Below are 12,853 nucleotides of genomic sequence, written 5' to 3'. Positions count from 1 at the left end.
CCTCCCGCGAGCAGACGCAAACCGGTACCAAATCAAGCGATTTGGTACCGGTTTACGTCTGGTCGGCAGATCAGGCGGCGTCCTTACCGGCGGACTTCGCCTTCTCGCCGGCCTTGCCGTCCTTCTTGTCCTGCTTGTCGGCACCGGCGAGCTTCTTGACGGTCTCGCGGGCGCGCTGGACCGAGGACTCGATCCCGCTGCGCACCTCGTCTGAAGCGCGATCGGCCCGGTCTCGCATCGCGGACAGTGCCTTGCCCGGCTCCACCTTGTTGCCTGCGACCAGCTTGGTCGCACCGTTGGCGGTACGGGTACTCGAGATCCTGTTCTGCACCAATGTGGTGCGCGCAGCTGCCTTTTCGGTGACCTCGTTGCTGACGTTCTCGGTCACCTGCTCGACGTCCTGCTCGACCGTCGGCTCGGTGGCCTTGTCGGCAACCGGCTCATCGGTCTGGGCGGCAGTGTTCTGGATCCCGACCTTGGACTGCTGCGATGTGGACTTGTTCAGCGAGCCGGGAATGCCGGCGATCGCCTCGACGGTGTCGTTGATCGAATCGCTGACGAACTTCACCGTCGCCTTGCCGACATCCTGAATGCCCTTGGCGCCGGCGTCCGCAATGGACTCAGGGTCGAACGACAGGACAGGCAGGCGCATGTCGTAGATCGCCTTCTGGGGCGCCACGATCAGATCGCGTACGTTGACGAACATCTTGGTCGCATAGTCGGCCTCGCCGACTTCTTGGCCGTTCCAGCTCACCAGATGCCAACTGCCGTCATCGTTCTGCGTGACCACCACGGTGTCGGTGTTGTCCAGCGTGTTCGCCAGGAGCGTCAAGCTCGGATTGTCGACGTTCATCAACGTCCACATCATGATGGTGGCGCCGTGGGAGAAGACCGCGGCGTCGATCTGGTGGTCGCCGTTGGTGTCGGTGGTGTTGGCCTCGACGTCGGCAAGCGCGTTCGTCACCCGCTCGTTGAACTCCAGGCCACTCTCCCCGCCGGGCACCGAGACGAACTGCAGGCCCAACGTCCAGGCCAACGGGGCGAGGATGTAGCCGATGCGGCCGACGCCCTCCTTTTCGGACAAGCCCTCGAAAATGCCGGCACTGATTTCCTGGACGCCGGAGTTCCGCTGCGGGCGGGTCGGATCGTAGGAACCCAGGATCGTCACCGGCAAGCCGCTCTTCTCGGCGAACGGCGCCGCGGTTTCCTGGGTGCGGATCATGGTCGAGGCGTAGAGCGCGTCGAACGCGGTGGCGGACTGGCCATTGGCCCACGCCTGCGCCTGCTCCTCGCCGGTCAGTCCGCCGGTCTGGTCGACTTCGTCATTGGTCAGATGCGGCCCGGGTGTGCTGGTGTCGATGTAGCCCGAGGCGTTGGCCTGTGACTCGGCATGCCGGATGAACGTCACGGTCATGGCGGCGGCAGGCAGAGTCGCGGCCGCGAACAGCGAACATGCGGTCAGCGTGGTCGCGGCGGCACCGGCAGCCCGGCGGCGGCGGGTGGGTCGTTGCATAGGGTCTCCATCGGTTCACGAAAATGTGGGCTGCCGCTCACTTGCCGTTCACTGTGGGCGGGCTCACAGAACATAATCAAAATTGTGTTCACCCGTCAATTCAGCTACGGACAGTTTCGTAATTCACCGGTTCCGCGGCCGCTGACAACGCAAAACGCCCCCGGACGAAAGTCCGAGGGCGTGGTGCGGTCGCAGCGTCAGGCGGGGTCGCAGATGACGATCGGGATCTTGCGGTCGGTATAGGACCGGTAGTTCGCGAAGTCGGCATACATCGCGTCCAACTTGGGCCAGTACTCGTCGCGTTCGGTATCGGTGGCGTCGCGTGCGGTGAGCTCAAGCGTCTCGTGCTTGGTCTGGAACTTCACCTTGGGATTGGCCACCAGGTTCAGGTACCACATCGGGTTGGTCGCCCGGCCACCCTGCGAAGCGACGAGCACGATGCGCTTGCCCTCCTGCAGATACAGCAACGGACTGTCGCGTTCCTCGCCCGACTTGCGCCCGATCGTGGTCAAGATGCCGACCTGGGCGCCCCGCAGGAATTTGTCGCCCAGGCGCCCACCGGACTTTTTGAAGATCCAGGTCTGCGCCCGCGACATCCATTTGATCGCGGTACCGGTCGATTTCGCGTTGAGGCGTTCGACCTGCTTGGGGGACAGCGGGCGGGGAGTCTCGGGCATGAGTGACCTTAACGTGCGATGAAGGGCCGGATGCTGGCTGTGATCCGATGGATCTGACCGTCGGATTCCGGGATCACGAACGTCTCGTCGATGCGGGCGCCGACGCGCCGACCGGCCAGCGTCGGCTTGGTCAGCAATTCGAACCGCGCCCGGACCTCGTCGCCGGACACCGTGAACTCCGGCGTCGAGATCGACTTGATCACCCGATACTGCGGGCCGCGATCCAGATCGCGGCGCATCTGCTTGCCGGAAAAACCTGTCTTCAAGCCGATCTCGGTGCGCGTGCAGTGCGGTGCGAACGGCACCGCACTGGCATCGTGGCTGGCCAGCGCATCGATGTAGGCCTGTGCGGCCGCGATGCGCTGAGCTTCACTGAATGCCACTAGATGCGCTCGATGATCGTTCCGGTGGACAACGCTCCGCCGGCGCACATGGTGATCAGCGCGGTGCTCTTGCCGGTGCGCTCCAACTCGTGCAGCGCCGTGGTGATCAACCGTGAACCGGTCGACCCGACGGGGTGTCCCAGGGCGATGGCGCCGCCGTTGACGTTGACCTTGTCCATGTCGGCGCCGTGCACCTGCGCCCACGACAGCACGACGGAGGCGAAGGCCTCGTTGATCTCGACCAGGTCGATGTCCCCGAGCTTCATGCCGGCCTTCTCCAACACCCTGGCGGTGGACTGCACCGGGCCGTCGAGGTGGTAGTAGGTCTCGGCGCCGACGTTGGCCTGCGCGACGATGCGTGCCCGCGGCTTCAGGCCGAGGGCCTTCGCCTTGTCTTCGTCCATCCACAGCACGGCGGCCGCACCGTCGGAGATCTGCGACGATGTACCCGCGGTGTGGATACCACCTTCCATCACCGGCTTCAGCGAGGCCAAGCCTTCGGCGGTGGTGTCGCGCAGACCCTGGTCGCGGCTGACGGTGTTCAGCTCGGCCGTCGGCTGCTTGTTCTCGTCGATCACCGGCGCGACGATCGGGGAGATCTCCCGGTCGAACCGGCCCTCGGCCCAGGCCTGCTTGGCCCGGGTCTGCGAGGCCAGGCCGAGTGCGTCGACGTCCGCGCGGGTGAGGCCGCGACGCTTGGCGATCCGCTCGGCGGCTTCGAACTGGTTGGGCAGGTCGATATCCCACGAGGCCGCCCGGGCGCCGCCACCGTTGGCGCCGAGACCCACCCGGCTCATCGCCTCGATGCCGCAGGCGATGCCGATGTCGATGGCGCCGGCGGCGATCAATCCGGCGACCAGGTGGTTGGCCTGCTGGGCGCTGCCGCACTGGCAGTCGATGCTGGTGGCGCCGACATGCTCGGGCAGGCCGGCGATCAACCAGGACTGCCGCGTGACGTTGTTCGCCTGTTCGCCATACTGCGTGACACAGCCACCGATGACCTGCTCCACCTGACCGGCGTCAATCCCGGCCTTCTCTACGAGGGCCTTCTGGACGGCGCCGAGCAGCTCGGTGGCGTGCAGACCGGACAACCAGCCGTTGCGCTTACCGATGGGGCTGCGGGTGGCTTCGACGATGACAGGGTTACCCATGAAGCCAGGCTAGAACACGTTTCATTACTCTGACAAGCGCCGATGCATCACTACCTTTGATCTGCGGTCAAGCCGTGTTTCAATGGTCTCAATTGGTACTAGACCACGTTGTTTCAAGCATTGCTGGCTACGCGCACGGCTTGCTACAAACCCAAGGAGTAGACACATGGGCTGCCCGAACATCCCCAAGGACTTCGACTTCCTCGATTCCGAGCTCAACCTCAAGGGGCTGCCGGTCGAGGAACTTGCCGAGTTGCGCAAGGCCGAGCCCGTTCGCTGGGTCGACGTGCCCGGCGGCACCGGCGGCTTCGGCGACAAGGGTTACTGGCTGGTCACCCGGCACGAGGACGTCAAGGACGTCTCGCTGCGCAGCGACGTGTTCTCCAGCGCGATGAACGGGGCGATCCCGGTGTGGCCGCAGGAGATGACCCGCGAGGCCGTCGATCTGCAGCGCGCCGTGCTGCTCAACATGGATGCCCCGCATCACACCCGACTGCGCAAGATCATCTCCCGCGGTTTCACCCCGCGTGCGCTCTCGCGCCTCGAGGACGAGCTGAACAACCGTGCGCAGCAGATCGCCAAGAACGCCGCGGCGTCCAACTCCGGCGACTTCGTCGAGCAGGTGTCCTGTGAGCTGCCGTTGCAGGCCATCGCCGAGCTGCTGGGTGTGCCCCAGGATGATCGCGACAAGCTGTTCCGCTGGTCCAACGAGATGACCGCCGGCGACGATCCCGAATACGCCGACATCGATCCGGCCATGTCCTCCTTCGAGGTCATCACCTACGCCATGAAGATGGCCGAGGAGCGGGGCAAGAACCCGACCGACGACATCGTCACCAAGCTGATCCAGGCCGACATCGACGGCGAGAAGCTGTCTGACGACGAGTTCGGCTTCTTCGTCATCATGCTGGCGGTGGCGGGCAACGAGACCAGTCGCAACTCGATCACCCACGGCATGATCGCGTTCTCGCAGAACCCCGACCAGTGGGAGCTCTTCAAGAAGGAACGTCCCAAGACCGCCGTCGACGAGATCATCCGTTGGGCCACACCGGTTTCGGCGTTCCAGCGCACCGCCAGCGAGGACACCGAGATCGCCGGCGTCAAGATCAAGGCCGGTGAGCGAGTGGTGATGTCCTACCGCTCGGCCAACTTCGACGAGACGGTGTTCGACGACCCGTACACGTTCAACATCCTGCGTGACCCGAACCCGCATGTGGGTTTCGGCGGCACCGGCGCGCACTACTGCATCGGCGCCAACCTGGCCCGTCTGACGATCAACCTGATCTTCAACGCCGTCGCCGACCACATGCCCGACCTCAAGCCGATCGGCGAGCCGGAGCGGCTGAAGTCCGGATGGCTCAACGGTATCAAGCACTGGCCCGTGGACTACACGGGTAAGTGCCCGGTCAGCCATTGATCGTCTAACGAATCGAGGAGGATTCGGGTGGATTTCACACCGAACCCGGAGCAGCAGGCTGTCGCCGATGTGGTGACCTCTGTTCTGGAACGCGACAACACCTGGGATGCACTGGTTTCCGGTGGTGTTGCGGCGCTGGGAGTGCCGGAACGCCTCGGGGGAGACGGGCTGGGCCTGTCCGAGTTGTCCACCGCGCTCACCGAGATCGGCCGCCACGGCACGATCAGCCCGGCGCTGGCCACCCTCGGTCTCGGGCTGGTGCCGCTGCTCGATTTGGCCTCCGATGCCCAGCAGGACCGGTATCTGTCCGGGGTTGCCACCGGTGCGGTGCTCTCCGCCGCGCTCAACGAGCCCGGGCAGCAGCTGCCGGAGCGGCCTTCCGCCAACTATGCCGACGGCAAGCTCAACGGCACCAAAACCGGTGTGCCGTATGCCGAGACGGCCAAGTGGCTGGTGGTCACCGCCGACAACGCGGTGGTCGTCGTGTCGCCCACGGCCGACGGTGTGACGGTCACCAAGACCCCGACCGCCAACGGTTCGGATGAGTACGTCGTCACCTTCGCCGACGTCACCGTGGATGCCGCCGACGTGCTCGAGGGCGCGACGGCGCACCGGGTCAACGAGTTGGCGCTGGCGGTCACCGGGGCGTTCGCGGCCGGATTGGTCGCCGGTGCCCTGCGGTTGACCGCCGACTATGTGGCCACCCGCGAGCAGTTCGGTCGCCCGCTGTCGACGTTCCAGACCGTGGCTGCCCAGTTGTCGGAGGTCTACATCGCCTCGCGGACAATCTCTTTGGTGTCCACGTCGGCGCTGTGGCGGCTGTCGGAAGGTCTCGACGCCGACGAGGATCTGGGCATCCTGGGTTACTGGCTGACCTCGCAGGCCGCGCCGGCCATGCGGCTGTGCCATCACCTGCACGGCGGTATGGGTATGGACATCACCTACCCGATGGACCGCTACTACTCCTCGATCAAGGATCTGACCCGGTTGTTGGGTGGTCCGTCGCATCGCCTCGACCTGGTGGGAGCGTAAATGTTCATCGATCTGACGCCCGAACAGCGGGCGCTACAAGCCGAACTGCGCGAATACTTCTCGACTCTCATCACGCCCGAAGAAGCCAAGGCGATGGAGTCCGATCGGCACAACGAGGCCTACCGCACGGTGATCAAGCGGATGGGCAGCGACGGCAAGCTCGGTGTCGGCTGGCCCAAGGAGTACGGCGGTCTGGGTTTCGGCCCGGTCGAGCAGCAGATCTTCATCAACGAGGCCAACCGCGCGGACATCCCGTTGCCGATGGTCACGCTGCAGACAGTGGGCCCCACCCTGCAGGCGCTGGGCACCGAGGAGCAGAAGAAGAAGTTCCTGCCCGGCATCCTTTCCGGTGACGTGCATTTCGCGATCGGCTACTCCGAGCCCGACGCCGGAACGGACCTGGCCTCGCTGCGTACCACCGCGGTGCGGCATGGCGATGAGTACATCGTCAACGGGCAGAAGATGTGGACCACCGGCGCCCACGATGCCGACTACATCTGGCTGGCCTGCCGGACCGATCCCACGGCCGCCAAGCACAAGGGCATCTCGATCCTGATCGTCGACACCAAGGATCCGGGTTACTCCTGGACCCCGATCATCCTGTCCGACGGTGCGCACCACACCAACGCGTCGTACTACAACGACGTGCACGTGCCCGCCGACATGCTCGTCGGGGAGGAGAACGGCGGCTGGAAGCTCATCACCACCCAGCTCAACCACGAGCGGGTCGGTCTGGGCCCGGCCGGCCGCGTCGCCGGCATCTACGACCAGGTGCACGCCTGGGCGTCCAAGCCCGGTTCGGACGGGGTCACCCCGATCGAGCACGACGACGTGAAACGCCTTCTCGGGCAGATCAAGTCGATCTGGCGGATCAACGAGCTGCTCAACTGGCAGGTGGCCGCCTCCGGCGAGACGATCGCCGTGGCCGATGCCGCGGCCACCAAGGTGTTCTCCACCGAACGGATCCAGGAAGTCGGCCGGCTGGCCGAGGAGATCGTCGGCAAGTACGGCAACCCCGCCGACCCGGAGACCGCCGAATTGCTGGTGTGGCTGGACAAGATGGCCAAGCGCAACCTGGTCATCACCTTCGGTGGTGGAGTCAACGAGGTGATGCGGGAGATGATTGCGGCGTCGGGTCTGCGCGTGCCGAGGGTTCCGCGATGATGGTGGACGACGTCGAGCGTGAACTCGATGGCGAGAAATTGTCCGATTCTCGCAAACAACTTCACTTTCGACGGGGAGTACGCCGATGAGTGATCTGCAGGCCGGAATCGAGAAGATCAAGGCGGCCGGTACGAGCGAGCCGCGTGCGGGCCGAGACCCGGTGAACCAGCCGATGATTCACCACTGGGTCGACGCCATCGGCGACAAGAACCCCATCTACGTCGATGCCGAAGCGGCCAAGGCCGCCGGTCATCCCGGCGTCGTCGCGCCGCCGGCGATGATCCAGGTGTGGACGATGGGCGGGTTGGGTCAGGGTCGATCCGACGACGATCCGCTGTCGAAGATCATGAAGCTCTTCGACGATGCCGGATATGTCGGGGTGGTCGCGACGAACTGTGAGCAGACCTACCACCGGTACCTGCAGCCCGGCGAAGAAGTCACCATCCACGCCGAGATCGTCGACGTGGTGGGCCCCAAGCAAACTGCGCTGGGTGAAAGCTTCTTCATCAACCAGCTCATCACCTGGACCGTCGGTGACGTCGGTGAGACCGAGACTGTCGCCGAGATGAACTGGCGCATCATGAAATTCAAGCCACGGGCGGCCGACAAACCGGCTGTTCCCGAGGACCTCGACCCGGACAAGCTGATGCGTCCGGCATCGTCGAAGGACACCCAGTTCTTCTGGGACGGTGTGAACGCGCACGAGCTGCGCATCCAGAAGCGTCCGGACGGCTCGCTGCAGCATCCGCCGGTGCCTGCGGTGTGGCAGGCCAAAGAAGAACCGATCGAGTATGTCGTGGCCTCGGGCAACGGCACGGTGTTCAGCTATGTCGTGCACCACGCGCCCAAGGTGCCGGGCCGCAGCCTGCCGTTCGTCATCGCGCTGGTGGAACTCGAAGAAGGCGTGCGCATGCTCGGTGAGCTGCGCAATGTGGACACCGACAAGGTGGAGATCGGAATGCCCGTGCGCGCAACCTTTATCGACTTCCCGGACAGCGAGGTCAGCCCGGCATGGACGCTCTACGCATGGGAGCCGGCCAAGTGAGCGCGCCCGTCGCAACCGTCGGGCAGAAGCTGCCCGAGCTCGCCTTCTACGGAGACCCGACGTTCATCGTGTCCACGGCCATCGCCACCCGCGACTACCAGGACGTGCACCACGATCGGGACAAGGCGCAGGCCAAGGGATCCAAGGACATCTTCGTCAACATCCTCACCGACACCGGGCTGGTCCAGCGGTACCTCACCGACTGGGCGGGGCCGTCGGCGCGGATCAAGTCGATCGGGTTGCGCCTCGGCGTGCCGTGGTACGCATATGACACCGTGACGTTCCGTGGTGAGGTGACCGCGATCGAGGATGATGTGGTGACCGTCAAGGTGACCGGATCCAACAGCCTCGGCGATCACGTGATCGCCACGGCCACGCTTACTTTGGGAGACCAGGCATGAGCGGCTTGTCCGGCAAGGCAGCGATCGCCGGGATCGGTGCCACCGACTTCTCCAAGAACTCCGGTCGTAGTGAACTGCGTCTGGCCGCCGAGGCGGTGCTCGACGCGCTCGACGACGCGGGCCTGGCGCCCTCGGACGTCGACGGTCTGGTCACGTTCACGATGGACTCCAACCTGGAGACCGCCGTGGCCCGATCCACCGGGATCGGCGACCTGAAGTTCTTCAGCCAGATCGGTTATGGCGGCGGTGCCGCGGCAGCGACCGTCCAACAGGCGGCGCTGGCCGTCGCGACCGGTGTCGCGGAAGTCGTTGTGGCGTACCGAGCCTTCAATGAGCGCTCGGAGTTCCGGTTCGGGCAGGTGATGACCGGCCTGACCGTCAACGCCGATTCGCGCGGCGTCGAGTACAGCTGGTCCTACCCGCACGGGTTGAGCACGCCGGCCGCCTCGGTGGCCATGATTGCCCAGCGGTACATGCACGAATATGGCGCTACCAGCGCCGATTTCGGTGCGGTGTCGGTGGCCGATCGCAAGCACGCCGCCAACAATCCGAAGGCGCACTTCTACGGCAAGCCGATCACCATCGAGGATCACCAGAATTCCCGGTGGATCGCCGAGCCGCTGCGTCTGCTGGACTGCTGCCAGGAGACCGACGGTGGCGTGGCCATCGTCGTCACCACCCCCGAGCGGGCCAAGGATCTCAAGCACCGGCCGGCGATCATCGAGGCGGCCGCCCAGGGCGCAGGCACCGACCAGTTCACGATGTACTCGTACTACCGCGACGAGCTCGGCCTACCCGAGATGGGCCTGGTGGGACGTCAGCTCTGGGAGCAGAGCGGTCTGTCGCCCGCCGACATCCAGACCGCGGTCCTCTACGACCACTTCACGCCCTACACGCTGATCCAGCTCGAGGAGCTCGGCTTCTGCGGCAAGGGTGAGGCGAAGGACTTCATTGCCGACGGTGCCATCGAGATCGGTGGCCGGCTGCCGATCAACACCCACGGTGGTCAGCTCGGTGAGGCCTACATCCATGGCATGAACGGCATCGCCGAAGGTGTGCGCCAGTTGCGGGGCACCTCGGTGAACCAGGTTGAGGGCGTCGAGCACGTGCTGGTCACCGCGGGCACCGGGGTGCCGACTTCCGGGTTGATCTTGGGATAAAAGGTGCATTGTCACCGCCGCATGGCACGGTAATGTTTGCTCCGGATGTGCACCACGCGTAGAAGGGGGCCGTGGCATGGGGATGCCGCGCGACAGCAGCCCGTACGGGTCGCAGACGTTGCAGGGACCGGCTTGGCCGAATATCGATGAGGACCAGCTGACCGCAGCGGCGGCGTCGTACACCAAGGTCGCGACGAAGATCAGCGGCTCCGTCGTTCCTCAACAGACCAGCCAACTCTCGAAGCTCACCGGGGAGTGGCAGGGCGGTGCCTCGCTGGCGGCGTCGGGTGAGGCGACCGGAATGATCGCCGGGCACGAGGCTAACGCCGCCCAGGCGCAGGCCATCGCCACCGCGTTGACCCAGATGGCCGCAGCCGTGGTGCAGACCAAGACCATGCTCAATGCCGCGGCCGAAGAGGTTCAGCAAGAGGTCATGGCTTTGCAGGCGCTGCCGTTCAGCAACAAGCAGGAGCTGATCGAGAGCCGGATCAAGATGGGGCTCTCGCAGAACATCGCGACGGTTTCGGCGGCCAGCTCCGAGATGGCCAGCAGCCTCAGCACCATCGCCAACCTCCCGCAGGTCGGCACGCCACCCACCGCCCAGGCACAGCAGGCCGCGCAAAAGGGTGCCGATCAGATGCTGCAGATGATCAGCCAGCTGCCGCAGATGCTGGGGCAGATTCCGCAGATGGCCGGGCAGATTCCTCAGCAGCTCGCCCAGCCGTTGCAGCAGCTGTCACAGCCGCTTCAGCAGCTGACGTCGATGCTCGGTTCGGGCGGGAAGGGCACCGGCGGTGGCGCCAGCCCGTTCTCGGCGTTCTCGAATCACCCGTTGGCCGGTGGGTCTGGGCCGAGCAGCGGTGCGGGCCTGGTGAAGTCGGCCGGTCTGCCCGGCGGGGCCGGCGGCGGTAGCCCGCAGACTCCCTTGTTGGCGAAGATGGTCGGCGGCAGCACCGCGCCGGTGTCGGTCGACCCCGGGGCCAGCGCCGCCGTGATCGGTGGCGTCGCGCCGCTGGCCGCCGCCAATGCAGCGGGCGGCGGCATGGGCGGCGGTATGGGCATGATGGGCGGCGGACAGCGTGGCGGTGGCGGCGGAGGCACCGCAGCAGGCCTGGTCGCACCGGCCGCATTGGAACATGATCTGGGGGAGGTCGACGATGACGACGATTGGTGATCTGTCGCGACGGGAAAGAGGTGGCAACGGTGTCTAGTCCGCTCACAACTCCCGGTGCGCTCAACTGGAGCCCCGGCGAGGTACAGCTGCCGGACCTGCCGGCCATTCAGCCCGGCGAGGACGCGATGAGCATGACGATCGCTGGAATCGTGCCGACGCTGGCTGCGTCGCTGACCACGAATGTGACAGCGCTGTCGGCCAAAGAGAACATGTTCAACGGCAAGCTCTCCGACGCCCAGGGGGCTTACGAGAAGGCTGACGAGTCCGGTGGGCAGGGTGTCGGTCAGCTCAGCCAGATGATGGGGCAGCTCGGCCAGATGGGCCAGATGGCCGGTCAACCCGCTCAGATGGCAGGTCAGATGGGCGGGCAGTTCGGCTCACTGATGGAGCCGTTGATGAAGGCCATGGAAGGCGCCAAGGGCGGCGGAGAGAGCGGCGGCGGTGCACCCGGCGCCGGCCAGCCCGGCGGCCCAGGCGGTCCCGGTGGGCCGAACCCCCAACAGCAGCAGGACGAACGCGAAGCCAAGCTCAACGAGCGGGACAAGCAACAAAACGACCGCGAGGCACAGCAGAACGATCGCGATACTGCACAGGACCGGCGCGAGGCCGGGCTGGAGGCTCGCGAGTCGCAGCTGAACGACCGTTCCGGTGGGGCCGCGTCGGCGGCTCCGCATTCGGCGCCTCCCGTTTCGTCGGCTCCGCCTGCGTCGGCGCCGCCCGCCGCGGCGGCTCCTGCTGCGCCGAGCCACCCGGCGCCCGGTCCGGTTCCGGTGGCCCCGGAGGCCCCGCGTCATTCCAGCCCGGACGATCTCTGGAAGCGGATGTAGTCGCCGCCCGCCGGCGACTGTCACGCCAGAGTGGCCCTCGCCGTCAAATGCCACGCTAGCGTGACAATCGTTGTGCCCGTGCGGCATTCACCCGTTGCAGAATTTCGCTTTTACGGACACCGGCGGCCACTCGGACGTTGAGCCAGCCTTGTCGTTGTATCCGCTCGGCGCGCCTGAGGTCCCAGTTGTACCGCCAATTGCTGGCGCGGTGGTCCTCGCCGTCGTACTCGGCAGCGACTTTGATGTCGTCCCAGCCCATGTCGAGAAAGGCGAACGGGTCACCTGGGCCGTCGGAAACCGGGATCTGAGTTCGCGGTCGAGGTAGACCACCATCGATGAGGGCCAGCCGAAGCCAGGTTTCCTGTGGTGACTGAGCACCACCGTCCATGAGATCCAAGGCAATCCGCGCGCGCTGAACACCTCGCCGACGGGCATATCGCTGAATCAACAGCTCGACGTCGGCGGCTTTGAGATCGGTTGCGCGAGCCAGTGCATCGAGCGTTGCCACGGCATCGTCTCGCGGATACCAACTGCCGATGTCGAGTGCGCTACGGGGGACTGAAGTGATCGGCACTCCATCGACACGGACGATCTCGTCGACTTCAATCGCCTCAGTCCGAACATGCAGCCCGGCATGGGGATTGCGGTTGGAATGAATCATCTCCAGCGGTGAGTCGGCCGGCACCCACTTCGCGCCGTGGACTGCGGCCGCTGATTTACCGGCGATGATTCCGCGTTGACGGGACCACAACCAACCGGCCTTGGCGCGGATGAGCGGTGTGAGTTCAGTACCCGGACTGACGTAGACGTCGCGGAACACCCGGGTGTATTTGGTGCGTAGCGCGCTCTTGCGCAGCTCGCCGTTGGCGACGGCTTCACTGCCGACGAATGGTTCCCCCATGGTCAGAG

The 12,853-nt window shown here is 65.5% G+C and carries 13 protein-coding genes; 8 read left to right on the top strand and 5 right to left on the bottom strand.

The features are described from left to right. Positions 1 to 70: 70 nt before the first annotated feature. The 4 genes from A5733_RS22690 to A5733_RS22675 form a co-directional block, all read right to left on the bottom strand. On the bottom strand, positions 71 to 1,513 hold the full coding sequence (locus A5733_RS22690) for a histidine phosphatase family protein (protein WP_076241748.1): 1,443 nt from the start codon (positions 1,511 to 1,513) through the stop codon (positions 71 to 73). A 197-nt stretch (positions 1,514 to 1,710) separates the two neighbouring features. Next, complete coding sequence (locus tag A5733_RS22685; RefSeq protein WP_067768634.1) at positions 1,711 to 2,190, bottom strand: nitroreductase family deazaflavin-dependent oxidoreductase; 480 nt, start codon at positions 2,188 to 2,190, stop codon at positions 1,711 to 1,713. 8 nt (positions 2,191 to 2,198) lie between these two features. Next, positions 2,199 to 2,573, bottom strand: coding sequence for a hypothetical protein (locus A5733_RS22680; RefSeq protein ID WP_076241747.1), 375 nt, complete (start codon positions 2,571 to 2,573; stop codon positions 2,199 to 2,201). Beyond that, positions 2,573 to 3,724 (bottom strand): steroid 3-ketoacyl-CoA thiolase, encoded by a 1,152-nt coding sequence (locus A5733_RS22675; RefSeq protein WP_076241746.1) that lies wholly within the window; start codon positions 3,722 to 3,724, stop codon positions 2,573 to 2,575. Before A5733_RS22675 ends, A5733_RS22680 begins: the two co-directional genes overlap by 1 nt. Positions 3,725 to 3,890: 166 nt before the next feature. On the opposite strand from A5733_RS22675, the gene A5733_RS22670 reads away from it, so the two are divergent. The 8 genes from A5733_RS22670 to A5733_RS22635 all read left to right on the top strand — a co-directional run bounded on the left by A5733_RS22670 (position 3,891) and on the right by A5733_RS22635 (position 11,944). Then, positions 3,891 to 5,141, top strand: a complete 1,251-nt coding sequence (locus A5733_RS22670; protein ID WP_067768640.1) for a cytochrome P450 — start codon at positions 3,891 to 3,893, stop codon at positions 5,139 to 5,141. Positions 5,142 to 5,168: 27 nt separating this feature from the next. Then, on the top strand, positions 5,169 to 6,173 hold the full coding sequence (locus A5733_RS22665) for an acyl-CoA dehydrogenase family protein (protein WP_067768642.1): 1,005 nt from the start codon (positions 5,169 to 5,171) through the stop codon (positions 6,171 to 6,173). Further along, positions 6,174 to 7,337: an acyl-CoA dehydrogenase FadE29 gene (gene fadE29, locus A5733_RS22660; RefSeq protein WP_067768644.1), complete on the top strand. Its 1,164-nt coding sequence runs from the start codon at positions 6,174 to 6,176 to the stop codon at positions 7,335 to 7,337. 85 nt (positions 7,338 to 7,422) lie between these two features. Further along, entirely contained in the window at positions 7,423 to 8,382 is a 960-nt protein-coding gene (locus A5733_RS22655; RefSeq protein WP_067768646.1) for a bifunctional MaoC family dehydratase N-terminal/OB-fold nucleic acid binding domain-containing protein, read from the top strand. After that, complete coding sequence (locus A5733_RS22650) at positions 8,364 to 8,783, top strand: MaoC family dehydratase (RefSeq protein WP_142254169.1); 420 nt, start codon at positions 8,364 to 8,366, stop codon at positions 8,781 to 8,783. Before A5733_RS22655 ends, A5733_RS22650 begins: the two co-directional genes overlap by 19 nt. Then, entirely contained in the window at positions 8,780 to 9,943 is a 1,164-nt protein-coding gene (locus A5733_RS22645; RefSeq protein WP_067768651.1) for a lipid-transfer protein, read from the top strand. Before A5733_RS22650 ends, A5733_RS22645 begins: the two co-directional genes overlap by 4 nt. A 76-nt stretch (positions 9,944 to 10,019) precedes the next feature. Then, positions 10,020 to 11,117: a hypothetical protein gene (locus tag A5733_RS22640; RefSeq protein ID WP_076241745.1), complete on the top strand. Its 1,098-nt coding sequence runs from the start codon at positions 10,020 to 10,022 to the stop codon at positions 11,115 to 11,117. Between the two features lie 29 nt (positions 11,118 to 11,146). Then, positions 11,147 to 11,944 carry a hypothetical protein gene (locus tag A5733_RS22635; protein WP_076241764.1) on the top strand — a complete coding sequence of 266 codons (798 nt, stop codon included), beginning with the start codon at positions 11,147 to 11,149 and terminating at the stop codon, positions 11,942 to 11,944. 55 nt (positions 11,945 to 11,999) lie between these two features. Here the strand turns inward: A5733_RS22635 and A5733_RS22630 are convergent, their stop codons facing one another. Continuing rightward, a complete protein-coding gene (locus A5733_RS22630) occupies positions 12,000 to 12,845 on the bottom strand; it encodes a hypothetical protein (protein ID WP_076241744.1) in 846 nt (281 codons plus the stop codon). Between the last annotated feature and the right edge of the window lie 8 nt (positions 12,846 to 12,853).

This window comes from Mycobacterium sp. NS-7484, assembly GCF_001953975.1.
GTDB lineage: Bacteria > Actinomycetota > Actinomycetes > Mycobacteriales > Mycobacteriaceae > Mycobacterium.
Note: the sequence above shows the minus strand (reverse complement) of the source record. Positions and strands in the feature narration are given on the sequence as shown.